A 25,959-nucleotide genomic window follows, 5' to 3' on the forward strand; every position below is an offset into this window, starting at 1 on the left:
TGCTACTGGAACCAGGAGGGACTGAACTGCCGGGAGGCCAACCTGAGTTGCTCCGTGAAGGCGGTAGCGGTCTGTCCATCCCCGAGGATGTTGTTGCCATTGGGTTGATCTCCGTTGTTTTCGTTGCTCGCACGCTGGGCCGGACCGACGGTGAGATCGCCATCGGAACCCGTGAACACCGATGGCCCGCCGAGCAGGCCGTCCGCCGTCAGGCTGACGCGCCCATGGCGCCCGACCAAGCGGGCCAGGTCGATCTGGCTGGCGATGGCGCTCGCGCGCACCGCCTGGTGGATGTACTGCTCGCCGACTTCGCCGAGGCCCGCGCCGATCGATTCGCTCTGGATGCCGCGGTCGAACACCAGGGCGGCATCGGTGCCATCGGTGGCCAGGCGCGACAGGCGGCTGATCAGCGAATTGGTCTCGACCACCGGCGCGATGAAGACGGCCGGGTCGACCTCGGTCGTCAGCAGCCCGTCGTCCCTGCGCTCGAAGTGGCGGAAATGCGGCCCCGGGTCCTCGACGTCGATGAACTGCGGCGAAATCTCCAGGTCGATGCGCAGCTCCGCCTGGTCGGTGCCGCCGCTGCTGTCGGCAACGGTGTAGGTGAACACGTCCGTCAGCACCCGCCCGGCGCCGGCCTGGGCCTGCACTTCCGGGTTGCTCTGGTCGATGGTGTAGGTGTAGTTGCCGAAGAGGTCGATGACCAGCGTGCCATAGCGGCCCTTGATCGGCTGGTCGATCGTGTGCACCGGGCCGGTTTCCGTTTCAGCGCCCGCGCGGATGCCCACGACATGCAGGGTATCGGCGAGGTCGACGTCGGAATCGTTGGGCAGCACGTTGCCGACGGCCTGCGGCTCGGGTGTCTGGTCGGACGCGAAGTTGCTGTCGTCCCGCGCGACCGGATTGTCGTTGGCGGGATTCACGGTGATCACCAGCCGCGCCTGCGACTCGGCGCCTTCCGCGTCGCGCATGGTGTAGTTGAAGACTTCGGTGAGCGGATAGACCAGGCCGGTGCGATAGGGGCGGAGCGCCTGCACAGCGGGGTTGTCGTTGTCCACCGTGTAGGTGTAGCTGCCGTCGGCATTGAGCACCAGCGAGCCATAGAGGCCCGCAAGCGGCAGGCCGGCGAGGGACTGGACGCCGGCGCTGTTCGCGTAGTGCTCGACCGCCTTGGTCTCGCCATTGGCGACGCTGTCGACGTCGCTGTCGTTGTCGAGCACGTTGCCCGTCGGGTTGACGCCAGGGGTGGCGTTGAAGGTGCCGCCGGCTTCCACCGCGATGATGGCGTCGTCGCTGGCAACGGGCGTGTCGTTGCGGCCGTCGACGGTGATGCGCAGTTCGGCCACGGTGCCGACGTCGAACTGGTCGTGGACGGTGTAGCTGAACACGTCCTCCAGCGTCTGGCCGCTCACGCGCAGGGCCTGCACCTCGGGCAGCGTGTTGTCCACCGTGTAGCGCCAGCTGCCATCGGCGGCCAGGGTCAGCTCGCCCCAGAGGCCGCGCAGCGCCGCGCCGCCGACTTCGCCCGCATTGCCGAAACCGTTCTCGGTGCCGGTACGGAAGTCCGCCACATGCATCGGGTCGCGATCGAACTCGACGTCGTTGCCCAGCACGTTGCCGCTCGGGTCCAGGCCCGGCACGGCATTGGCCAGCCCGCCCGCTTCCACCGCCACGGCCGTGTCGTCCAGGCCTTGCGGCAGGTTGTTGCGGCCGCGCACGATGATGGACAGTTGCGCGAGGTCGTCGAGCCCGCCCAGGTCGGTGACGCGGTAGGTGAAGGTGTCCACCACGAACTCGCCCGGCAACAGCGCCAGCACTTCGGGCGAGAAGGAGTTGACGCGGTAGATGTAGTCCCCGTTGGCGCCGATCACGAGCTCGCCGTAAAGGCCAATCAGCAGCGCGCCATTGGTGCGGTCGGAGCCGGCCCGGATGGCCGTGAAGGGGCGCGGGATCCCGCCCCCAGGCTCGATCTCCGCGCCGGTCCGGATGCCGGTGCCGGTGTCGACATCGGTGCGGTCCACGTCGGCGTCGTTGTTCAGCACGTTGCCGGTCGGGTTGATGCCCCTCGAACCGGCCAGCGCCGGCACGGCCAGGTCGCTGTCATCGGTGGCCACTGGCGCGTCCCAGGCGCCCTGCACCACCACCGTGATCTGCGCAATGTCGCTGGCGCCCTGGGTGTCGTGCATGCGGTAGGTGAAGGACTCGGTGAGCGTGTCGCCCGCGCGCATGCGCTGCACCAGGAAGGCATCGTTGTCGACCACGTAGCTGTAGGTGCCGTCGGCATTGACGGTGAGCGTGCCCCACTGGCCGACCACGACCTGGCTGCCGTTGACCGGCCGGAACAGGCCGCCCTCGGCTTCGGTGCCGCCGCGGATGCCATCGACCGTCTTGGTGTCGTTGGCATCGACGTCGGTGTCGTTGCCCAGCAGGTTGCCGGTGGGATTGATGCCGGGCGTCTGGTTGAGCACGCCGCCGGCTTCCTGGGCGATGAGCGGATCGTCGATGGCGATGGGGTCGTCGTTGCGGCCGTGGATGGTGACCGTGAGCGTCGCGGTGCTGGTGGCGCCTTCCGCGTCGATGAGGGTGTAGGTGAAGACATCGCTGAGCGTGTCGAACTCGATGCGCAGGGCCTCGACGGCCGGGTTGGCGTTGTCGACGGTGTAGCTGTAGCTGCCGTCGGCATTCAGGATCAGGCTGCCGTAGGCGCCGGCGAAGGGCGTGCCCAGCGTGCCGAAGGAGAGACCCTGGCGGAAGCCGGAGACGCTGAGCGTCTCGCCGTTGTCGCCGCTGTCCACGTCGCCGTCGTTGAGCAGCACGTTGCCGGTGGGGTCGGTGCCGGTCACGGCATTGCCGATGCCACCGGCCTCGACGGCGCGGGCGGTGTCGTCGACGGCGCCGGGGGTGTCGTCAACGCCCTGGATGGTGATGGTCAGCGTGGCGCGGTCTTGCTGGCCTGCCGTGTCGGCCACGGTGTAGCTGAAGCGGTCGTGCAGCGTCTGGCCGTTGGTGCGCAGGGCCTGGACCTCGGCCTGGTTGTTGTCGAGGCGGTAGCTGTAGCTGCCGTCGGCATTGAGGGTGAGCCAGCCGTAGGCGCCGTGCAGTTCGCTGGCGAGTATGCCGTCGGTACCGGTGCCGAACTCGATGCCGGTGCGCACGCTGGAGACGGACTTGGTCTCGCCGTAGTCGATCGGGCTGGCGGCGCCGCCGTCGACGTCGGTGTCGTTGGTGAGCACGTTGCCGGTCGGGTCGATGCCGGGGGTGCCGTTGTCGACACCGCCGGCTTCGAGGGCGGTGGCCGCGTCGTCCGCGGCGACGGGGGTGTCGTCGGTGCCGCGGATGGTGACGGTGAGCGTCGCGGTGGTGCTCGCGCCGAGGGCATCGGTCAGCGTGTAGGTGAAGGCTTCGGTGAGGGTGTCGGCGGGCGTGCGCAGGGCCTGGACTTGTGCGTTGTTGTTGTCGAGGGTGTAGCTGTACGCACCGTCGGCACCGAGGGTGAAGCTGCCGTAGGCGGTGGTGAGCGGCGTGCCCAGCGTGCCATTGGTTGCGCCTAGGGTGTAGCCCGTGAGTGAGATCGCCTCGCCGTAGGCAGGGCCGTCCACGTCGCGATCGTTTTCCGTGATGACGTTGCCGCTGGGGTTGGTGCCCGGCGTACCGTTGGCGATGCCGCCGGCCTCGATGGAGAGCGCCGTGTCGTTGACCGCCACGGGCGTGTCGTTCGCGCCCTGGATGGTGATGGTCAGCGTGGCGCGGTCCGAGGCGCCTGCGGCGTCGGTGGTGGTGTAGCTGAAGCTGTCGACCAGCGTGTCGGTGGGCTGGCGCAACGCCTGGACCTCGGCCTGGTTGTTGTCGAGGCGATAGCTGTAGATGCCATCGGCGTTGAGCGTGAGCCAGCCGTAGGCGCCGCGCAATTCGGTGCCGAGGATGCCATTGGTGCCGGTGCCGGCTTCCGTGCCGGTGCGCACGGTCGAGACGGGGAAAGCTTCCCCGTTGGCCGGCGCGTCGACGTCGCTGTCGTTGGTGAGCACGTTGCCGGTGGGGTCGGTGCCGGCGGTGCCGTTGAGGATGCCGCCGGCCTCGATGGCGGTGGCTGCATCGTCGAGGGCGACCGGCGTGTCGTCGGTGCCGCGGATGGTGATGGTCAGCGTCGCGGTCGTGGTCGCGCCCAGCGCATCCTGCAATGTGTAGGTGAAGACTTCGGTGAGCGTGTCGAGCGGCGTGCGCAGCGCCTGCACGTCGACGTTGTTGTTGTCCAGCGTGTAGGTGTAGCTGCCGTCGGCATTGAGCAGCAGGCTGCCGTAAGTGGTCGTGAAGGCCGTGCCGACGGTGCCGGGGGTCGCGCCTTGCACATAGCTCGCGATGGTCAGCACTTCGCCGTAGGCGGGGCCATCGACATCGCTGTCGTTTTCGGTGATGACGTTGCCGCTGGGATTGGTGCCCGGTGTGCCGTTGGCGATGCCGCCGGCCTCGATGGAGAGCGCCGTGTCATTGACCGCCACCGGCGTGTCGTTGGCGCCCTGGATGGTGATGGTCAGCGTGGCACGGTCCGATGCGCCTGCGGTATCGGTGGTGGTGTAGCTGAAGCTGTCCGTCAGCGTGTCGGTGGCCAGGCGCAGGGCCTGCACCTCGGCCTGGGCGTTGTCGAGGCGGTAACTGTACGTGCCATCGGTGTTGAGCGTGAGCCAGCCGTAAGCGCCGCGCAGTTCGGTGCCGAGGACACCGTCGGTGCCGGTGCCGGCTTCCGTGCCGGTGCGAACGGTGGAGACGGGGAAGGCTTCGCCATTGGCCGGAGCATCCACATCGCTGTCGTTGGTCAGCACGTTGCCGGTCGGGTCGGTGCCGGCGGTGCCGTTGGCGATACCGCCGGCCTCGATGGCGGTGGCCGCATCGTCGACGGCAACCGGTGTGTCGTCGGCGCCCTGGATGGTGATGGTCAGCGTGGCGGTCGTGGTCGCGCCCAGCGCATCCTGCAATGTGTAGGTGAAGACTTCGGTGAGCGTGTCGCTCGGCTGGCGCAGCGCCTGCACATCGACGTTGTTGTTGTCCAGCGTGTAGGTGTAGCTGCCGTCGGCATTGAGCAGCAGGCTGCCGTAGGTGGTCGTGAAGGCGGTGCCGACGGTGCCCGCTCCGGCGTTGTACGTGTAGCCCGCAATGGTGATCGCCTCGCCGAAGGCATCGACATCGCTGTCGTTTTCCGTGATGACGTTGCCGCTCGGGTCGGTGCCCGGCGTGCCGTTGGCGATGCCGCCGGCTTCGATGGCGGTCGCCACGTCGTTGACGGCCACCGGCGTGTCGTTCGCGCCCTGGATGGTGATCGCCAGCGTCGCGCGGTCGGTCTGGCCCGTCGTGTCGATGACGGTGTAGCTGAAGTTGTCGACCAGCGTGTCGGTGGCCAGGCGCAGCGCCTGCACCTCGGCCTGGTCGTTGTCGAGCCGATAGGTGTAGCTGCCATCGGCATTGAGCGTGAGCCAGCCGTAGGCGCCGCGCAACTCGGTGGCGAGGGTGCCGTCGGTGCCGGTGCCGGCCTCGGTGCCGGTGCGCACGCTGGAGACGGCCTGCGTCTCGCCATAGTCGATCGGGCTGGCGGTGCCGCCGTCGACATCGGTGTCGTTGGTCAGCACGTTGCCGGCAGGGTCGGTGCCGGCGGTGCCGTTGAGCACGCCGCTGGCCTCGACGGCGGTGGCCGCATCGTCGGTGGCCACCGGTGTGTCGTCGGTGCCCTGGATGGTGATCGTCAGCGTCGCGGTGGTGGTCGCGCCCAATGCGTCGGTCAGCGTGTAGGTGAAGACTTCGGTGAGCGCGTCGGTGGGCGTGCGCAGCGCCTGGACCGCGGCGTTGTTGTTGTCGAGCGTGTAGGTGTACGCACCGTCGGCGCCGAGCGTGAAGCTGCCATAGGCCGTGGTGAGCGGCGCGCCCAGGGTGCCCGCGGTTGCGCCGAGCGTGTAGCCGGTGAGCGAGATCGCCTCTCCGTTGGCATCGACGTCGCTGTCGTTTTCGGTGATGACGTTGCCGCTCGGGTCGGTGCCGGCCGTGCCGTTGGCGATGCCGCCGGCTTCGATGGCGGTCGCCACATCGTTGACGGCGACCGGCGTGTCGTTGGCGCCCTGGATGGTGATGGTCAGCGTTGCGCGGTCCGATGCGCCCGCGGTGTCGGTGGTGGTGTAGCTGAAGCTGTCCGTGAGCGTGTCGGTGGGCTGGCGCAGCGCCTGCACCTCGGCCTGGTCGTTGTCGAGGCGGTAGCTGTAGGTGCCGTCGGTGTTGAGCGTGAGCCAGCCGTAGGCGCCGCGCAGTTCGGTGCCGAGGACGCCGTCGGTGCCGGTGCCGGCTTCCGTGCCGGTGCGCACGCTGGAGACGGGGAAGGCTTCGCCATTGGCCGGTGCATCGACGTCGCTGTCATTGGTCAGCACGTTGCCGGTCGGGTCGGTGCCGGGGGTGCCGTTGAGGATGCCGCCGGCCTCGATGGCGGTGGCCACGTCGTCGACCGCGGTCGGCGTGTCGTCGGTGCCGCGGATGGTGATGGTCAGTGTCGCGGTGGTGGTGGCGCCGGCCGCGTCGGTCAGGGTGTAGGTGAAGACTTCGGTGAGCGTGTCGAGCGGCGTGCGCAGCGCCTGCACGTCGACATTGTTGTTGTCCAGCGTGTAGGTGTAGCTGCCGTCCGCAGCGAGCAACAAGCTGCCGTAGGTGCTGGCGAAGGCCGTGCCGACGGTGCCGGGCGTCGCGCCTTGCACATAGCTTGCGATGGTCAGCACTTCGCCATAAGCGGCGCCGTCCACGTCGCTGTCGTTTTCGGTGATGACGTTGCCGCTGGGATTGGTGCCCGGTGTGCCGTTGGCGATGCCGCCGGCTTCGATGGCGAGCGCCGTGTCATTGACCGCCACCGGCGTGTCGTTCGCGCCCTGGATCGTGATGGTGAGCGTGGCCAGGTCGGTGGTGCCGTCCGCGTCGGTGACGGTGTAGGTGAAGCTGTCGACGAGCGTATCGGTGGACTGGCGCAGGGCCTGCACGGCGGGCAGCGTGTTGTCGACCACGTAGGTGTAGCTTCCGTCGGCATTGAGCGTGAGCGAGCCGTAGGCGCCGGGCAGCGCGGTGCCGAGCGTGCCGGCCGTGCCGGTGCCGGCCTCGGCGCCGGTGCGCACGGCGGTGACCGGGAAGGCTTCGCCGTTGGCGGGCGAATCCACGTCGACATCGTTGTCGAGCACGTTGCCGGCCGGGTCGGTGCCGGGCGTGCCATTGGCAATGCCGCCGGCCTCCACTGCCGTGGCCGCGTCATCCGTGGCGGCGGGCACGTCGTTGGTGCCCTGGATGGTGATGGTCAGCGTCGCGGTGGTGGTGGCGCCGGCCGCATCGGTCAGGGTGTAGGTGAAGACTTCGGTGAGCGTGTCGGCGGGCGTGCGCAGGCCCTGCACATCGGCATTGTTGTTGTCGAGCGTGTAGGTGTAGCTGCCGTCGGCATTGAGCAGCAGGCTGCCGTAGGTGGCCGCGAAGGCGGTGCCGACGGTGCCGGGGGTCGCGCCTTGCGTGTAGCTCGCGATGGTCAACACTTCGCCGTAAGCGGGGCCATCGACGTCGCTGTCGTTCTCCGTGATGACGTTGCCGCTGGGGTTGGTGCCCGGCGTGCCGTTGGCGATGCCGCCGGCTTCGATGGCCGTTGCGACGTCGTTCACCGCCACCGGCGTGTCGTTGGCACCGTGGATGGTGATGGCCAGCGTGGCACTGTCGGCAGCGCCGGCCGTGTCGGTGATGGTGTAGCTGAAGTTGTCGACCAGCGTGTCGGTGGGCTGGCGCAACGCCTGGACCTCGGCCTGGTCGTTGTCGAGGCGATAGCTGTACGTGCCGTCGGCGTTGAGCGTGAGCCAGCCGTAGGCGCCGCGCAGTTCCGTGCCCAGCACGCCGGCCGTGCCGGTGCCCGCAGCCTCGGTGCCGGTGCGCACGCCGGTGACGGGGAAGGTCTCGCCATTGGCGGGCGAATCCACGTCGCTGTCGTTGGCGCGCACGTCGCCGGTCGGGTCGGTGCCGACAGTGCCGTTGGCGATGCCGCCGGCCTCGATGGCGTCCGCCACGTCATCGACGGCGACTGGCGTGTCGTTCGCGCCGCGGATGGTGATGGTCAGCGTCGCGGTGCTGGTGGCGCCGAGCGCATCGGTCAGCGTGTAGGTGAAGACTTCGGTGAGCGTGTCGGCGACTGTGCGCAAGCCCTGCACATCGGGGTTGTTGTTGTCGAGCGCGTAGACGTAGCTGCCATCGGCATTCAGCGTGAAGGTGCCGTAGGTGGCGGTGAACGCCGCGCCGACGGTGCCGGCGGTCGCGCCCTGCACGTAGCTCGCGATGCTGAGCACTTCGCCGTTGGCATCGACATCGGTGTCGTTGGGCGTGATGACGTTGCCATCGGCGCCGATGCCCGGGTTGCCGTTGTTGACGCCGCCGGCCTCGATGGCATTGGCCACATCGTCGACCGCGACCGGCGTGTCGTTGGCGCCCTGGATGGTGACGGTGAGCGTGGCCAGGTCGGTGGCGCCGTCCGCGTCGGTGACGGTGTAGGTGAAGCTGTCGACGAGCGTGTCGGTGGGCAGGCGCAGGGCCTGCACAGCGGCCAGCGTGTTGTCGACGACGTAGGTGTAGCTGCCATCGGCATTGAGCGTGAGCGAGCCGTAGGCGCCGAGCAGCGCCGTGCCGAGCGTGCCGGCGGTGCCGGTGCCAGCCTCGGTGCCGGTGCGCACGGCGGTGACGGGGAAGGCCTCGCCATTGGCGGCCGAATCCACGTCGACGTCGTTGGTGAGCACATTGCCGGTCGGGTCGGTGCCGGGTGTGCCGTTGGCAAGGCCGCCGGCTTCCACCGCGGTGGCCGCATCGTCCGTGGCCACGGGCACGTCGTTCGCGCCCTGGATGGTGATGGTCAGCGTGGCGGTGGTCGTCGCGCCCAGCGCGTCGCTCAGCGTGTAGGTGAAGACTTCGGTGAGCGTATCGCTCGGCTGGCGCAGCGCCTGCACGGCGGCATTGTTGTTGTCCAGCGTGTAGGTGTAGCTGCCGTCCGCATTGAGCAGCAGCGTGCCGTAGGTGCTGGTGAAGGCGGTGCCCGGCGTGCCGGTGTTGGCGCCCTGCGTGAAGCTGGCGATGCTGAGTGTTTCGCCGAACTGGTCGACATCCGTGTCGTTGGGTGTGATGACGTTGCCGCTCGGGTCGGTGCCGGCGGTGCCGTTGGCGATGCCACCGGCCTCGATCGCGGTGGCCACGTCATCGACCGCCACCGGCGTGTCGTTGGCGCCCTGGATGGTGATGGCGAGCGTGGCCCGGTCGGTGGTGGCCTGCGAGTCGACCACGGTGTAGCTGAAGTTGTCGACCAGCGTGTCGGTGCTCTGGCGCAGGGCCTGCACCTCGGCCTGGTCGTTGTCGAGCCGGTAGCTGTACGTGCCGTCGGCGTTGAGGGTGAGCCAGCCGTAGGCGCCGCGCAGCTCGGTGCCGAAGACGCCGTCGGTGCCGGTGCCGGCCTCGGTGCCGGTCCTGAAATCGGTGACCGTCTTCGTTTCGCCGGTGTCGACATCGGTGTCGTTGGCCAGCACGTCGCCGGCCGGGTCGGTGCCGGCCGTGCCGTTGGCGATGCCGCCGGCTTCCACCGCGGTGGCGGCATCGTCGACAGCCACCGGGTTGTCGTTGCGGCCGTCGATGGTGATGTGGAGTTCGGCCAGGTCGCTCAGCAGGCCGACGTCGCTGACCTGGTAGGTGAAGAACTCGTCCAGCGTCTGCCCGGCTTGCAGGCCCTGCACGGCCGGGTTGGCATCGTCCAGCGTATAGGTCCAGGCGCCATCCGCGCCGATCACCAGCGTCCCGTAGATGCCGGCGATGCTCGTGGTGCCGGTGGCCGCCACGGTCGTCAGCGCGCCGCCGGCAGCTTCCGTGCCGACGCGGATGGCGCTGACCACGTCCACCTCGCCGTTCGCGGGGGTGTCGACATCGCTGTCGTTGGTCAGCACGTTGCCGCTGCCGGTGCTGCCGGGCGTGCCGTTCAGCACCCCGCCCGCCTCGACGGCCAGGCCGGTGTCGTTGGTGGCGATCGGCGTATCGTTGGCGCCCTGGACGGTGACGGCCAGCGTCGCGCGGTCGGTGGTGGCAGCGGCGTCGCTGACCGTGTAGCTGAAGTTGTCGACCAGTGTGTTGGCCGTGGTGCGCAGGGCTTGCACCTCGGCCTGGGCGTTGTCGACGCGGTAGCTGTAGGTGCCGTCGGCATTCAGCGTGAGCCAGCCGTAGGTGCCGCGCAGTTCGGTGCCGAAGACGCCGGTGGTGCCGGTGCCGGCCTCGTTGCCGGTCCTGAACTCGGTCACGGTCTTGGTGTCGCCGGTGTCGCTGTCGGTGTCGTTGGTGAGCACGCTGCCGGTCGGGTCGGTGCCCGGCGTGGCGTTCAGCGTGCCGCCCGCCTCGACGGCCGTGGCCGCATCGTCGACGGCCACGGGCACATCGTTGCTGCCGGTGATGACGATGTGCAGGTTGGCCAGGTCGCTGAGGCCGCCGGTGTCGGTCACGGTGTAGCTGAAGGTCTCCTCCAGCGTCTCGCCCGCCTTCAGGCCCTGCACCAGCGGGTTGGCATCGTCGGGGGTGTAGGTGTAGTCGCCGTTCGCGGAGATCTGCAGCGAGCCGTAGAGCCCTGCGATGGTCGTCGGGCTGCCCGCGGCGACCGGCGTGACCTGGCCGCGATCGTCTTCCGGCACATCGCGGATGCCGGTGACGGTCTTGGTCTCGCCATTGGCGACGGTGTCGACGTCGGTGTCGTTGGTCAGCACGTTGCCGGTGGCGACCGAACCGGGCGTGCCGTTGGCGACGCCGCCCGCTTCCACCGCCGCGCCTTCGTCATTGACCCCGACCGGCGTGTCGTTGGCCGGCAGGATGGTGAAGGTGAGGGTCGGGACGGAGGGCGAGGTGTCCGGTGCGCCGGCCTGGTCGGTCACGACGTACTCGAAGGTCTCGGTCAGCGTCTGGCCGGTGGCGCGCAGGGCCTGCACCAGCGGGTTGGCGTTGTCCACGGTGTACTTGTAGCCGCCCGCGATGTTGAAGGACAGCGTGCCGTAGAGGCCGACGACATCGACCGGGTCGACCGGCGGCGGCGTGGCGGTGTTGCCCGTTCCCACGCTCCGGATGCTGACCAGGTGCAAGGTGTCGGCGTTGGTGGCGATGTCGACATCGATGTCGTTGGCCAGCATGTTGCCGGTCGGGTTCACGCCCGGCGTGCCGTTGTTGGGGCCGCCGGCCTCGGTCGCATTGACGGCGTCGACCACGCTTTGCGGCGGGTCGTTCACCGGCAGCAGCACGATCTGCAGCACGTCGCTGTCCTGCAGCTGGTCTTCCACCGGCTCGGCCGGGATGCCGTCGCCGTCGACGTCGCCGAAGTTGCCACGGTCCTTCGTCAGCACGGTGAGCGTGTCGTTGCCGTTGAAGTTGAGCGCGCCGAGGTAGTTGATGTGGCTCAGCGCCGCGTTGAGGTCGGCCAGCGTGCCGCTCAGCGTCATCGAGGCCGTGCCCGTGCCGGTGGAGGTGACGCCCGGGGTGGCCTGCGAGAGGTCGAGCACGCCCTTGGTCACGGTCAGCGTGACGTCGAGCAGGCCGGTGCCTGAATCCGGGTCGGCGATGGTGATCGGGGCAATCTGCAGCAGCACGTCCTCCAGGCCGTTCTGCGTCGCGGGCAGCGTGTTGACCGGCGCATCGTTCTGCTGCACGTAGCCGACGTTGGCCACCGCCGTCGCGCCTTCGCCGACCGTCGACACCATCTGGCCGAGCGGCGTGGCCGTGTCGGTGTCGATGCGCACGCGCAGTTCGCCGATGGGTTGCGCCAGCGTCACCGGCGTGGGTGCATCGATGCGGTACTGCCCGGCCGCGAGCGCGCTGAAATTGAAGACGCCGCTGGCGTTGGTCACGGTGGTGAAGGTGGCGTTGTCGGCCGTGGTGGCCAGGTTGCCATCGACGCCGCCCCAGGTCAGCGTGACAGTCTGGCCCGCCACGGGCGGACCGTCCGGCGTGGTGCTGGCGTCGGCCGAGTTCGAGTCGTCCCACAGCGTGCCGGTGATGAGGCCCAGGCCCGCGCCTTCTGTCAGCACATAGGTGTTGGGGGCGGTGCCGTTGCCGGTGCGCTCGCCGTCGGTGGTGCCGTCGGTGCCCACGCTCGACCCGCCCCAGGTGGTGAAGGTCTCCGGCAGGCTGCTCCAGACCAACGTGGCATCGGTATTGGCGAAGGCCGCGTCGACCGGCACGTCGACGGTGTAGTTCACGATCACCACGGCGCCGGGGTCCAGCTTGGCGAAGTTGACGGTGATCCCGCCCGCGCCGGCGTTGAAGGTCACGCCGGACGGCAAGGTGCCCAGCGTGTAGACCGTGCCGTCGATGGACACGCTGACCGGCGTGAACCCGGTGGCGCCCGCGAAGCCGTCGACCAGTTGCACGTCGTAGGCCGGCGCCGTCCCGTTCTGCGTGAAGCGCACCGACACATTGGCCTGGCTGGTGGTGGCCGTCGCATTAGGCGTGAAGCTGTCGACCTGCTTGACGACGCTGTTGAAACCGGGCTCGACGATGTCCTCGTAGATGGGCTGGCCCGTGGCCAGTTGCGTGCCGGCCACCGCGGTCTGCGCCACCGCAAAGAGCTGGGTGCCCGCGACATTGGGAGCGACGTTGAGCACCCGCGTGTTGAATTCGATGGTGACGTATTCCAGCGTGGGATCGCTCTCGGCCACTGTCAGCGTGCCGAGGTGGAACACCAGCACCACGTTGCCCTGGGCGTTGGTCGTGATTTCCAGGAGGTCCCGGTTGAAGATGCCTTCGGGCAGTGCGCCGCTGAGGTCTTCCGGGATGGGTCCGCGCAGGTCGCTGGTTTCATCGCCCACCACCTGCAACTGGCCACCCGTCACCAGGTTGGAAAAGCTGCTGACGATGCCGCCATTGGAGACGAAGGCGATGCGGATCGTGCCGTCGTCGATGAACTGCAGCCCGTCGCCCAGCGTCACCGACAGCGTGAAGTCATCCGACGTGCCTTCGGCTACCGCGGTCTGCGCGCGGTAGCGGACGATCTCGCCCACCGCCACCGGCTCGTGCTGCGCCAGCGTGCGGTCCTGCGTGGGCGGCACCGTGTCGGGCATGCCGCCAATGCGCGACAACTGCACGCCGTGCAGGATGCGGATGGTGCCGGTCGACTCCTGTTGGTAGTCGTTGAGGGCGCCGCTCTGGAGCAAACCATCTGCGCCGGTGCGCTCGTCGACGCTGGCGCCATCGAGGCTGGTCCACGCGACCTTGGCCGTGTTGACGATCTCCGGCGTGTTGCCGGCCGCATCGGTCACGAAGCCGCGCACCACCAGCGTGATGGAGCCGCCCTTGGGAATGTCGATCTTCGCGCCCGTGGCCGTGTGCAACGTGCCGTCGGGATCGATCACGAAGTCGGTGGTCGAGTTGCCGGTCGTGCCCCCGGCATAGGTCACGCTGAGGATCTCGAAGTTGGTCAGCTGGAGGGCCGGCAACGCGTTCGTGAAGGTGACGTCGTAGGCGTTGAAGTCGCTGGCCGCGGTGCCGTTGGTGATGACGAAGGTGTATTCGACCGGGTCGTCGCGGTCCACGCCCAGTTCGGGCACGGTGTTGTTCGAGCGCGTGAGCGTCAGCGTCGGCTCGCGCACCGTCACGCTCGGCAACACGCCCGAACGCGCCACGACGCGCTCGATCGGCGTGGCGCCGTTGGCGGTGTCCGAATCCGGGTCGGTGTAGGCGAGCTGGGTGTCGTTGCCCAGCGCGGTGCCGGCCTGGTTGCCAGCGACGTTGCTGGCGATCAGGCGCACGCGGATCACGAAGCTGTTGTTGCCGATGTCGTTGTCGGCCGCAGTCGAATTGGCGGTGAAGGCCAGCCGCGCGTCCACGCCGTCGTCGCCCGCCGTGCCGCCCACGCCGGTGGGCGTGCCGCCCGTCACCGTGCCGTTGTAGTCGGCGGTGAGCGCGCCACTGCCGGCCGCCGTCGTGATGATCTCGTAGCCGATGCCGTTGAAGCTCATGTCCAGCTTCATACCGGGCGGTACGAGGTCGTCCACGCGCAGGTTCGTCGCCGTGCCTTCGGGCAGGGTCACGACGATGTCGTAGAGCATGGTCTCGCCGATGACCACGTCGGCGCCGGTGGTGCTGGCCGAGCTGGAGTCGGTGTCGTCGAGCGTGCCGTTGGCAAAGAGCTTGGTGATGACGGGCACGGCCACCTGCTCGCCGGCAATGTCCGTCAGGTCGGCGGGCGTGAAGTCGCCGCCACCGGCCGCGCCGGCATAGTTGGTGAGCGTCGCGGTGCTCGACAGCGTGCGGCTGCTTTCGATGGCTGCATCCACCACCACGTCGTAGGTGATGATGATCATGTTCGCGCCGCTGGTGTCGCCGGTCGTGCCGGCACGCCCCGGCAACAGCGACGGAAAGCCGACCGGGTCGAGGAAGGTGACGACGTTGCCGGTGACGCTGTAGTCGGTGCCGAGCACCAGTTCCGTGCCGTTGCCGCGGTAGACCTTGATCGTGTCGGTCAAGGCGCCGCCGACAAAGGTCAGCCCGGTCGGCAGCGTCACCGAGGTACTGACGTCGAAGGCGCCGCCGCCGCCGGTGTTCTCGATGGCCGTGGCCAGCCGCAGCGTGTCACCGGCATCGATGCCCTGGACGTCGCCGTTGACGGCGGTCGGGTCGGTCACGGTGCCGGTGAACGGCACGCCGGCACTGCCGGGCGCGGCCCAGGTGCCTTGCGTTCCGATGATGCTGCCGTGCGAGGTCGCCACGACGCCGTGCGTGATGCTCAGCACCGGCTCCGCGACGGACTGGATCACCACCGCATCCTGCGAAACGATGTGCTCCAGGGTGACGGTGGTGAGCTGGTCCGATTGCGCCTGGGCCGTGACGGAGCGCTGGTCGCCGAACGGGATGTCGCTGACGCGCAGTGTGAAGCGCACCTCGATGCGCGAGCCGTCCACGCCGGGGTTGTCGTTGTCGCCGAAGTCGAACACGATCGAGTTGCCCGCACCGTTGGTCACGCTGGAAATGGTGTCGGGGCTGGTGTCGCCCGGCCCGAGGGCCCAGGTTCCCACGCCGGTGCCCTGGGCCCAGGTGATGGTGCTCAGGTCGAACAGTGGCAACGGCAGGTAGCCGGTCAGAACGAACTGCTGGTAGTCGCCGGTGACCAGGTCATAGCTCATCTGGAAGGTGACGATGTCGCCCGGGTGCAGTTCGACGGTGCCCGTTGGCGCGGCGCCGTTGACGTCGACGATGGCGATGTCGACGTTGCTTGGCGTGATGGCGGTGGCGGTGCTGTCGCTGTCGATCGCGGTGCCGCCGGTGAGATTGACCGTGTCTTCCAGGATGGTCGCGGTGAAGGTCGCGTTGTTGCCGACGTCATCGCCCTCGTTGATCGGGTCGGGCAACGGCGTCGTAATGTCCTGGCCGATCGTGGTCTGGTAGGTGATCGTGGCGATGGTGGCGCCTTGCAGCGTCGGGTCGAAGGCCAGGTCGCCGGCCAGCGCGCCGCTCACCTCACCGGCGTCGCGCAAGGACTGCGCGATGTCCAGGGTCAGCGTGGTGGTGCCATTCGGGTGCGGGGTCACGGTGAAGACCATCGGGATGGTCTTGGTCACGCCGCCCACGACGTAGCTGAAGACGCCGCTGCCCGGGACGAGGGTCTGGCCATCGGTCAGTTCGTCGATGCCGGAGAACTGACCTTCCTGCAGCAGGTTCTCGCCGAAGGCGAAGTAGTCCGACAACTGCAGGCTCAGCGTGTAGGTGAGGGTGTCGCCCGGCGTCGCGCCCGGGTTGCCGACGTCGGTGGTGACGGCCACATCCTTGTAGATCGCGATGGGCAGGACGGTGAAGGCGGCATTGCCGCCGGTGCCGGTGGTCGCGATGGTTCCCGAGGAAATATCGCGCGGATCGAGCGGCGTCCAATTGGCCGTGGCCGAAGGCGGCGCCACGACGATGCTCACCGGCGCACCACTGACCGGGTCGATCACCGGCACGCCGTTCGCATCGACCTCCGGCACATAGAAGTTGACGGTGCTGTCGACCGTCCCCGTCAACGTGGCGAAGGTGATCGTGTAGTTGCTGATGTAGTCGCCCCGCGTGAAGGCGGCCTGGATGTCCGCCGGCGCGGTGAGCACCTGGCCGGTCGAGGTCGTGATCGCGCTCAGCACGCCGCCCGCGCCCGGCACGATGCTGGTGACGAGGATGGTGCCCGGCACGTCCTGGCTGATCACCGCATTGGTCACCGTCTGTCCCCCGGACGCGCTGGCGGTCACGATGATCGCGTGCGGGTAGTTGGGCCCGGTGGGCGTCTGGCCATCGGTCATCGGCACCGATTGCGTGAGGCTCAGGACCGTCGGATGCACCGTGAAGTCATGCGTGCCAAGCTCGATCAGCGAGGGATCGATGGTCGGATCGTCGGCCGAGTCATTGCCGAACTGGAAGCCGCCGCGCGCCTTGACCAGCAGGTCCGGCGCCGGGTCCGACGCAGTGGTGTCGGCCAGGTTGCTGAGCTGCGCGGTGACCACGATGTCGACCGCCGGCTGCCCTTGCGTGATGCTGGCATTGGGCAGTTGCAGCACGATGAGCTGGTCGCCGGCGCGCATGCCGAAATCGGCCGCGTGCAACACGATCGCCGCGCCGGTCCCGTCCTTGGCCAGCGGGTGCGTGGCATCGCCGTTCAGGTCGAAGGTGACCGTGAAAGTCTTGATCGCCTGGCCCAGGTAGGTGGCGGAGACGAAGGTCGCGCCGTCGTCGCCGTCCTTGCCGGTCGCGGGCAGGAAGATGTCGATGTAGGGCGCGAAGCCCACTTGCGTCGAAGGGTTGGTGAAGCTCGCGGTAAAGCTGAACTGGCCGCCCAGCAGCACGTCCGACCCTGCCGCCGACAAGGACACCGTCGGGGTCGCATCGGCCAGCAATCCGCTGAACCCGGCCAGTGCCGCCGCGTTGATGGCGATGGGCTGGTCGATCACGCCGACGCGGGTCTCCAGCGTCCAGTTGCCGCCCGCTGATGCACTGCCGGTGTCGTCCTTCGACGCGGCCACGTCGGCGCCGGTCCAGCGCGCGATCTCGTTCACCAGCGTCTGCCCGACCGCACCCGCGCCGACATCGCAGCCGTACAGCTGGATGTCCGCGCCGGCCCTGAGCGACCCCTGCCAGGCCTCCAGCCGGGGTGCGAGCTTGTCGACGTTGTCGCTCGAAATCGTGATGTTGCCCAGCGTGAACTGGCCCGCCGCGCCATGCGACAGGATCTGGATCGAATCGACCTGCCCCAGCTTGCCGAGCGCGGCCGTGATCGCGGCGAGCCCGTCCTCGTTACTGTTGATGGTGAGTACCGTCACGCCCGGTGCGGCTTGCGCGCTGAGTTGGGCCAGCGGGTCAACGCGGCTGTCGACGACCAGCAGGGCGCGCGGCGGCGTGGGTGCTCGCGGTGCCTCGACCGCGGGCCTGGGCTGCAACGCAGCGTGGTCGTTGGCGCTGTCGGCGGATTGCGCCGTGTCGGTGTGGTGCTGGTCGACCGCCGTGCCGGCCGCGCCGTCGAACATGATCCGGGGCTCCAGTGCCATGGCTTGGCTGCGGGGCCTGAAATGTCTCATGTTCATGCTCATGCGCGAGTACCCCCAGTGATGGCGGATTGCGCCGCCGGACCCAGTCGATCTCGATGCCTCGCAAGTCCCCGCGCCACGGCTGCCGGGCCGATGCCAACAAGATGCGCTCGCGCAGGCACGAAGCAAATTCTACGTTTCATTGACAGTTGAGGATAGTCAACGACAGTCCCTTACACCGGTCGGCGATCCCCGATCGACGAAGCTGGCGGGCGCGAGACTGTCGCGGGGCGTTGCCATTGCCATGGCGCCACAAGACCCCGGTCGCAGAAGAGGCGGCGTGCCGCACGAAGCCCGCTGCTAGGGGTTGACCACCACGTAGTTGACTTCGGAGCCGACGTATTGGGGCTGGTAGTACGCGCCGCCGCACTGCTGGTACGTGATGCCGTTCATCACCACCGCCGAGCACGATGGCGGCAGCGTGCGCACCACCGACCCGACCACCGCAGCGGTCACCGCGACCGTGGCTGTCACCGCCGCAGCGGTGGCGATCGGGTGGTAGTTGTCGTAGTGCCCGCCGTGACCGCCGACCACATTCACGTTGCGGTTCACGTTGACGTTCGCATTGCGATTGACGTTGACGTTCGCATTGCGGTTCACGTTGGCATTGCGGTTGACGTTGGCGTTGGCGTTGCCACCTCGGTTGATGTTGCCGCCGCCGCCCCCGTGGTTGACGGAAGTGCGGGCACCGCCATGGCCACCGCCATGGCCACCGCCCGCGCGCGCATCGACATCGCCCGCTGCGCCGAGGCCGACGCATGCGACGGCCACGGACAGGGCGCTGCATGCAGTGAACGAGAAAAGGCGGCGTGGGGAACTTGTTGGCTGAGTCATGGCGCGTCCTTGCAATGAATGTTGATCGGGTCCATGGGGCCGGGCCTACTTGCCTGGGTTCTCGACCGTTCCATCGGACTTCTTGATCGCAATGCGATGGCTGCCGGCAGGCGCCTTGAAGTCGAAATCGCCGGCCGGGAAGGTCGCTGCCGTCTTCCAGCGCATCACCACCGTGTGCTGGGGCATGGCCGGGTCCGAGGTGGTGATGATCACCAGCTTGCGCGGCAGCGGCGTGCTTCCGCGCTGGATCCAGATCTGCCAGTCGACATCGTCCTGCCGGATGGCGAACTGGTCGGTCAGGTTGCCGTCGACGGCGGACACGCCCAGATAGCTCGCCCCCTTGATCACCGAACGGTCCAGCGATCCGCTGTCCCATGAGAACAGGTCGGCGGCGGGCACGTCGATGTCGTACTTGTCATTCAGCACGCTCACCACTTCCTTCAACGTGGGCGGCGCCTGCACGGTGGCGTAGTACTTGGTGCGCGGGCTGTAGATGCTCGCCGTCTTGCCGTTGTAGTAGAGGATGTTGCGGTCGCCGCGATCGTTGTTCATGTCGACCTGCAGGCCATCCGGACGGCGCACCTTCAATCTCGAAGTGCGACCCAACTGGGCCAGCTGGCCGTTGTCGAGCGCATCGTCCGTCAGCGAATAGGTGTCGACCTGGAAGGACTTGAGCGTGCGCAGGTAGGCGGCCATCTTGTCGAGCGCCTTGAGCACCTCGGGGTCGACCGCATCGGCGGCGGGCGCAGCCGCAGTCGCAGCCGGTGCAGCGCCGCCTGCGCTGGCCTGGGACGGTGACGCCGCGGGTTTGGCCGAGGCAGAGGGCGCAGCGGGTTGCTGCGCGCAGGAAGCCAGCAGGATGCAGGCCGAGGCACCCAGGACCGGCAGTTTCAAGGACTCGAAAGTGCGAAACATGGAAGTTCCCTTCAGTTGATCAATCGACGACTGAAGGGCCACCATACGATCCGCGGCAGGCAGGCGCAATTGCCCCCTGGGGCAGTTTCGACGGATCGGCAACCGCCGTCGCCCAGGCGGGCGCTGGCCTGCAATATCGATCAGGAAGGGTCGTTTTAGCGCGCTCTGCAGGTCAAGGCAGAGCGCTGGCGCGGCGGCCGGGGCCGCCGTATCCGGGTCACTCGAACTTCAGTCCCTTGGCCGCCTCGGTCATCCAGGCGACGTCGCCGAGGATGACCTTGCGGAATTCTTCCGGCTTGCTGGCCTGCATGGTCAGGCCCATGGTCGCCATGCGCTCGACGACCGACGGCGCCACGACCGCCGCGCCCAGGTCCTGCGAGAGCCTTTGCACGATGGGCGCGGGCGTGTCGGCATGCGCGGCAAAGCCACCCCAGAAGCGCGTCGGGGCCATCGGGATTCCCAACTCGGCCATCGTCGGTGCGTCCGGGAACTGCGGGGTCACGCGGGCGCCGTCGAGCGTGGCCAGCACCTTGACCTGGCCCTTGGGCGCGAACTGCATGGCCAGCACCGGCGGAATGATGGCGAACGAGACCTCGCCCCCGACCACGGCCTTGATCATGTCCGGCCCGCCCTTGTAGGTCACGGCCAGGCCTGTGAAGCCGGCCGCCTTTTCCAGTTGCGCGATCTTCAGGTGCTCGCCACTGCCGGGTCCGGGCGTCGCGAAGCTCAGCTTGCCCGGGTTCGCACGGCCGTACTCGATCATTTCCTTCAAGGTCTTGAAGGGCGAGTCGGGCGCCGCGACCACCATGAACGAAGTCTCGCCAGCCAGCGTCAGCGGCGCGAGTTGACGCGTCAGGTCGAAGCGCTTCTGCACCACCTGCGCCGCGACCATGCCGGTGTTCAGGTGGATCAGCGTCTGGCCGTCCGGCGGTGCCGCGAGCAAGCCCTGCATGGCGATCTGGAACACGCCACCCGGACGGTTGTCGACGATGGCGACCTGGCGGGTCTGCTTCTCGTACGCCTGGACAATGGCGCGGACGGTGGCGTCCGCGGCGCCGCCGGCGGGCAGCGGAACGATGATCTTGAGCGGGCCGCGCGCCGCATCGCCTTGTGCGTTGACGACGGCCGGAAGCGACAGGCTTGCGCCGAGGCCGATGGCGGCCTGGAGCAGGGTGCGGCGGTGGATTCGAGTGGGTTGGTTCATGCGCTTGTCTCTGTTTTTCTGGAAAAGGCCGAGCGCTCCCGTCGATCCCGCCGGGGCGCCCGCGTGCGCAGGATCAGGCCGTGCCAAGCACAGCGCCGACGATCGCCTTGTTGCCCGATGCCTTGACGTCGCCGCTGGCCTGGAGATCGCGCCCGCTGGCTTCGCGGCCGATGAGGCGGGCCCATGCGTCGAAGCTCATGTCGATCGTCGCGTCGACCTGGGTGCCGGCTGCCGGCGCGCCGTTGCTGATGACGACCACGCCGTTGCGCAGGACCAGCGTGTAGTCGTTGTCGGGCTGCGAGAAGTGCAGGTGCAGGACCTTGATGCCGTCGGCGCTCAGCGAGGCCGGCAGGCTGAAGCGCAGGCCGTTCACATAGGTGATCGGCGGCATCTGCTTGACCATGGCCGGGTTGATGATCTTGAAGGGCGTGACGTCGGTGTTGCAGTGCCCTTCGAGTTCACGCGCCTGCGTGAGGTACCAGCTGCGCGTGTTGGCCGCGGTGGTGACTTGCGCCATGCCACGCAAGGCATCGGCCTTGAGCTGCCGGAACTCGGCGAGACGCGGGCCGGCGTTCTGCATGCCCCAGGTCGCCATCTGCGCGACCCATGCGAATTCGCGCTTGTCCGCCGCAGCACGCGAGGCCATCAGGAAGGCATCCTCGCCACCGGCCAGCGCGACGATACGGTGCGCCTCGTCCGTCCCGGTGACCGGGTGCAGCTTGGCCGTGTCCTTGCCGAACCAGCCCACCATGCCGGCATACACCTGGCGCACGTGGAAGGGCAGCTCGCCGTAGTGCTCGCCCGTGAGGCGGCCGTTGGTCAGCGAGGCCGGCAGGCGGATCGTCTGCGCCAGTTCATCGGGCGACAGGCCGGCGTTGATTCCGCGGATGGTCTGGTCGTAGATGTACTGGATGGTGTCGCGGTATTCGGTGATGGCCTTGGCCACTTCCTCGCGGCCGCTGATCGGCACGCCGTGCACGCCGATCAGGTGCTCGGGCTGCAGCTCCAGGATCTTGTCCAGGCCGCGCAGCAGCTCGATCGGGTTGCGGAACAGTTCGCCGCGCAGCGTGTAGATGTTGAACATGGCCGGCCAGGCGATGTTGTTGATCACTGTGCGGGTCTCGGGCAACCAGATCAGGACCGTGTCGTCGGTGTCGCCCCAGGTGTGGAAGAACTCGAACTTGACGCCGTCGATCTCGGTGGCCATGCCATCGGTCGTGGTGTGGGTGGGGCGCACGAAGCCGGTGGTCGGCTTGTACTTGTCCATCTCGTAGAAGAACGGGCCCAGGCCCATGTGCGGCATCGAGTCGGGACCGTCCACCGGCAGGTGCAGGCCGAACTGGATCGCCACGCGGCGCATCATGAAGGGCGACAGGTCGCCGATCATGCGGCTCATGTTGCGCATCATGTCCGGGTGGGCCCACACGGGCACCTTGCCTTCCTGCTCCAGTGGCAGCCAGGTGCGCGAGCCGAAGACGTAGTGGCCGTGCGTGTAGACCAGCGCGCTGAGCGGCTTGTTGCAGACGGCCATCAGGTCTTCCTTCTGCATGACGGACTGCTCGATGCAGTCGCCGGTGTCGACGACGATGACGCCGGTCTTGCCTTCGATCATCGTGCTGTTGCCGAGGCATGCGCCGACGTGGCACCAGACGCCTTCGGCGACTTGGTGGGCCTTGCGGCCGAACTGCTCGGCATGCTTGGCGAAGCTGGCGTTGACGACTGCGCCGCGGGCGCCGGTGACCACGTCGACCGGGGCACCCATGTAGGGGGAGAGTGTTGCGTTCATGATGTCTTGTCCTTGAGTTCTTGATTTCAGTAAGCAGGGGTTGGGCGAAGCAGCCTGTTGGCCGAGCCCTCGGGGTTCACGATGAAGAAGCCGACGAGGCCGCCAACGACCATCAATGCGCCGGTGAGGCCGAAGCCGTGCTGGAAGCCGGCCGCGCCGGCCGCGGCCTGGATCAGCGCGCCCGACACGGCGGGCGCCAGCACGCCGGCCAATGAAGCGATGGAGTTGTCGATGGCCAGCACGGCGCCGCGGCGCGACCCCGGCGTGACCTGCGCCAGCATCGCCGGGCCGAGCGAATAGATCGCGGTGGTGAGGCCGAAGGCCACGGCGAAGAGGCCGATGCGCATGCCGTTGCTGGGCGCTTCCAGCATCATCATGGCCATCAGGGTGCCAGCCACGATGAGCGTGATGCTGGCAAAGCGGCCACGTGCATTGCGTGAACTCCAGCCCTTGTCCAGCATCTTCTGCGACCACATCGAGATCGCGATCACCAGCGGAATGCTGACGGCCACGACGATGCCGTAGAGCCGGCCGGCCGCGACGTTGTCATAGCCCAGGCCCTTCTGGAAATAGGCTGGCAGCCAGGTCAGCGATGCCGACAGCCCCCAGTAGCCGACGAAGTGCAGCAGGAAGTTGCCATACACCGTGGGGTCCTTGAGCACGCGACCCAGGGGTGCCTCGGTGGCCTTGGCCCGGGCCTGGGCCGCGGGGTCCTTCACGTCGAGCTTGCCCTCGGCGCCCACCACCATCCACACCAAAGCCCAGGCCACGCCCACGGCGGCCAGCACGTAGAAGCTCATGCGCCAGCCATAGTGGGCAGTGATCAGCGGCACCGTCATGCCGGCCACCAGCAGGCCGACCGCGCCGCCCTGCGAGAAGAAAGCCACCGGCAGGTTGCGCTTGTTGTCAGGGAACCATTTGTAGGCCGCATGGATGGCGACCGGCCAGGCCGGGCCTTCGCCGGCGCCCAGCATCACGCGGGCAGCGATGATGATCCCCAGCGACGAACTCAGCGCGATCGGCAACTGGAACAACGACCAGGACAGTGCCATCACGCACAGCATCCACTTGGTCGGCAGCCGGTCCGCGAGAAATCCGCCCACGATGCCCGAGACAGCGAACAGCCAGAAGAAGCTGCTGCCGATCAGGCCGAACTGGCTGGGCGTGAGCTTCAGGTCCTCCATCATCGGCACGGCCACGAGGCCCAGCACGATCTTGTCGGCGAAGTTCACCAGGATGAACACCGTCAGCATGCCCGCGATGCTCCATGCGCGCGCGGGGCGATATTTTTCTTGAGCAGTCATTTTTTTGTCTCCGATCTCTTGCGCCGCGACCCGATCAGGTCAGTCGCTGGACGGCGGGCGGCGCGTAGCTCTGGTCCAGCATGTCCGGCCCCGGCAGGTAGGTGCGCAGGAACAGGTTGAACCCGGTGCGCGGCGTGGGCAGCCAGTTGGCGTTGCCTTCGTCGGCGGGCGCCTCGTTCTGCATCAGGATTTCCAGCGAACCATCGGGGCCGTACTTGAGGCCTTCGGTGTTGCTGGCGATGGAATAGCGGCCGATCGGGTTGTCCACCAGGCAGAAGCGGTCGTCGTACAGCGTGATCGACCAGAAGGCCTTCGCCTTCGGGATCTGGTCGCGTTCGAAGCGCAGCAGGTAGCGGTTCTCGCCATTCAGTTCCTGCCCGCTCGCATCGGTGAAGGTGCGCAGCTTGGTGGACTGCTCGACCCAGTGCTCGACGATGCCCGAGTAGGCCTGCGGCGAGGCGCGGCCCACGTAGTCGCCGACGTTGCCCATGCGACCCCAGTTCTTGTCGCCCCAGAACCAGGTGTTGACCACGGGCGTGTCGCCACCGGCCTTGGCCACCTTGGCCAGCAGCGCCGGGCCGTCCTGCAGTGCGCGCGCCAGGCCGCGTTGCGTGGCTTCGTCGAGCTCGTTCAGCGGTGCCCGTGCATACGGCCCCACGCCGATGCGGCCGAACTGGCGCATCAGCACGTCGTGGCTGGCCGGCGGCGGGTTCTCGCACATCGCGGCATGCATGGTGTGGAAGTCGCCCAGCGCTTGCTCCGGTGGCGTGGGCACGAGCACTTCGCGCCGGGCTTCCGGTTCGGTGCCGGCCAGCCAGTTGGACAGCGGCGTCAGCTTGCATTGCGCCTGGATGGCGCGCGCCGCGGCCAGGTCATCGCCGCCGGGCGTGGAGACACGGGCGACGGCGAACACACCCGGTGTGGTCGAGCGCACGATGATGTCGATGCCGGCGGGCTTCTCGCCTTGCCAGCCCGGTGCCACGATCAGGCAGGTCTGCGCCTTGCCGTCGTTGACGTTGCCGCCCACATAGCCCAGCAGGTCCGAATAGAACTCGGCCAGCTGGATCGTCACGTAGCGGTCGCCACAGGCGGGTGCGGCGAGCACCACGGGCTCATGCGAGAGATCGACCCAGGCGATGGAGTAGAGCCCGTCGCGATAAGGCGAACCGCCGTACTGCAGCGTGTGGTCCGCCAGCACGGGGATGTGGAAGAAGGTGTTCAGCGGCATGTCCACCGAGCCCTGGGGACGCATCACCATGCCGAAGCGCAGCTTGGCATAGTGCATGGCGGGAAAGCCGTAGGCATAGGCTTGCATCCCGAGGAGGTAGGCGTGGTCTTCGCGCCAGTCGATGGCGCCGTCGTGGGTGATCATGGGGTCTTGTCTCCAGTGGTGGAATGGCGCCAGCCGGTTGCTCGGCGCCAACTTTCTTGCGAAGCCTGAATGCTAGGTTTCCACCTACCCAACGACACAAGGTCTCGCTAGAGTTCTGTCGGCATGACGACAGTTCGCAAGGGTCCGGACGCTTATTGGCCGCTCGCGCGGTCGTTGCTGATGCGCGAGCCCGGTTTCGACCGGTGCGGCGCGGATTCCATCGATGCCCTCATGGAGAGCGCGAGGTTGGTGAGCGTCACGCGCGGCACCAGGGTGCATCAGTACGACGTGCCGCTGGAAGACCTCATCATGGTCGTCGACGGCGTGCTGGAAGTCGGTCGCCGGCTTGGCGCGGGACGGCGCCACCTGGTGGCCTTCACCTATCCGGGCATGGTGCTCGGCTTCCTTCCCTGCGTCGACGGGGGGCCGATCCCGCATGAGGCCGTTGCCCATGTGGCCAGCGTCCTGCTGCTGATGCCGGTCGATGCGGTGCGCAAGCGGCGGCAGATCGACGTGTCGATACGCCAAGCTTTCGAGATCCAGTTCGCGGACCGCATCCGGCGCCTCTACGACAGCCTGACCGAAAGCCTGATGCTGCCGATGCACCAGCGCCTGGCCAAGCTCCTGGACACCCTGGTCGGCAGCCATGGCCGCCAGTCGGGGCTTGAATGGCACATCGACCTGGACACGCCGCAATCCGACCTGGCCGACCTGCTCGGCGCCACGCGCCAGAGCGTCAACGAGGCATTGCGGCGACTGGAGCGGGAAGGGCTGGTCCGGGTGGCCCGGTCGCGCATCACGGTGCTCGACCTGGTCGCCTTGCGTGCCCGCGGACCGCGTGGGGAGGTCGAGTCGATCGACCGCGCCGCCGGGCCGGACCCGGTCGCCGATACAGTGCCGCAAGCGCCCGCCGAGCGGTGAGGCCGTTGCATCCCATCAGGTATTTCACGAGC

Annotated in this window: 8 protein-coding genes; 1 reads left to right on the forward strand and 7 read right to left on the reverse strand. The window is 68.0% G+C overall.

What is annotated here, in order from left to right:
* Positions 1-2: 2 nt before the first annotated feature.
* From WKW82_RS06810 to WKW82_RS06840, 7 genes are all read right to left on the reverse strand, one after another.
* The gene (locus tag WKW82_RS06810; RefSeq protein ID WP_340341516.1) at positions 3-17,552 is read right to left on the reverse strand and encodes a VCBS domain-containing protein; all 17,550 of its coding nucleotides are present in this window, start codon (positions 17,550-17,552) and stop codon (positions 3-5) included.
* Between the two features lie 339 nt (positions 17,553-17,891).
* On the reverse strand, positions 17,892-18,425 hold the full coding sequence (locus tag WKW82_RS06815) for a hypothetical protein (protein WP_340341517.1): 534 nt from the start codon (positions 18,423-18,425) through the stop codon (positions 17,892-17,894).
* Between the two features lie 45 nt (positions 18,426-18,470).
* Positions 18,471-19,340, reverse strand: a complete 870-nt coding sequence (locus WKW82_RS06820) for a DUF2092 domain-containing protein (protein WP_340341518.1) — start codon at positions 19,338-19,340, stop codon at positions 18,471-18,473.
* Between the two features lie 217 nt (positions 19,341-19,557).
* Positions 19,558-20,544, reverse strand: coding sequence for a tripartite tricarboxylate transporter substrate binding protein (locus WKW82_RS06825; protein ID WP_340341519.1), 987 nt, complete (start codon positions 20,542-20,544; stop codon positions 19,558-19,560).
* Positions 20,545-20,617: 73 nt separating this feature from the next.
* Positions 20,618-22,330: an alkyl sulfatase dimerization domain-containing protein gene (locus tag WKW82_RS06830; RefSeq protein WP_340341520.1), complete on the reverse strand. Its 1,713-nt coding sequence runs from the start codon at positions 22,328-22,330 to the stop codon at positions 20,618-20,620.
* Positions 22,331-22,356: 26 nt separating this feature from the next.
* A complete protein-coding gene (locus tag WKW82_RS06835; RefSeq protein ID WP_340341521.1) occupies positions 22,357-23,634 on the reverse strand; it encodes an MFS transporter in 1,278 nt (425 codons plus the stop codon).
* A gap of 34 nt (positions 23,635-23,668) precedes the next feature.
* Positions 23,669-25,006, reverse strand: a complete 1,338-nt coding sequence (locus WKW82_RS06840) for a DUF1254 domain-containing protein (protein ID WP_340341522.1) — start codon at positions 25,004-25,006, stop codon at positions 23,669-23,671.
* A 123-nt stretch (positions 25,007-25,129) separates the two neighbouring features.
* On the opposite strand from WKW82_RS06840, the gene WKW82_RS06845 reads away from it, so the two are divergent.
* Complete coding sequence (locus WKW82_RS06845) at positions 25,130-25,927, forward strand: Crp/Fnr family transcriptional regulator (protein WP_340341523.1); 798 nt, start codon at positions 25,130-25,132, stop codon at positions 25,925-25,927.
* The last annotated feature ends 32 nt before the right edge of the window (positions 25,928-25,959 follow it).

It is taken from the genome of Variovorax rhizosphaerae (assembly GCF_037889975.1).
In the GTDB taxonomy this organism is placed as follows: Bacteria; Pseudomonadota; Gammaproteobacteria; order Burkholderiales; family Burkholderiaceae_C; genus Variovorax; species Variovorax rhizosphaerae.

What these genes read in the sequence shown, in the direction of transcription:
- WKW82_RS06835 (WP_340341521.1), bottom strand. Translation starts at nt 23,634, where the DNA reads ATGACTGCTCAAGAAAAATATCGCCCCGCGCGCGCATGGAGCATCGCG.
- WKW82_RS06845 (WP_340341523.1), top strand. Translation starts at nt 25,130, where the DNA reads ATGACGACAGTTCGCAAGGGTCCGGACGCTTATTGGCCGCTCGCGCGG.
- WKW82_RS06820 (WP_340341518.1), bottom strand. Translation starts at nt 19,340, where the DNA reads ATGTTTCGCACTTTCGAGTCCTTGAAACTGCCGGTCCTGGGTGCCTCG.
- WKW82_RS06825 (WP_340341519.1), bottom strand. Translation starts at nt 20,544, where the DNA reads ATGAACCAACCCACTCGAATCCACCGCCGCACCCTGCTCCAGGCCGCC.
- WKW82_RS06815 (WP_340341517.1), bottom strand. Translation starts at nt 18,425, where the DNA reads ATGACTCAGCCAACAAGTTCCCCACGCCGCCTTTTCTCGTTCACTGCA.
- WKW82_RS06830 (WP_340341520.1), bottom strand. Translation starts at nt 22,330, where the DNA reads ATGAACGCAACACTCTCCCCCTACATGGGTGCCCCGGTCGACGTGGTC.
- WKW82_RS06840 (WP_340341522.1), bottom strand. Translation starts at nt 25,006, where the DNA reads ATGATCACCCACGACGGCGCCATCGACTGGCGCGAAGACCACGCCTAC.
- WKW82_RS06810 (WP_340341516.1), bottom strand. Translation starts at nt 17,552, where the DNA reads ATGGCACTGGAGCCCCGGATCATGTTCGACGGCGCGGCCGGCACGGCG.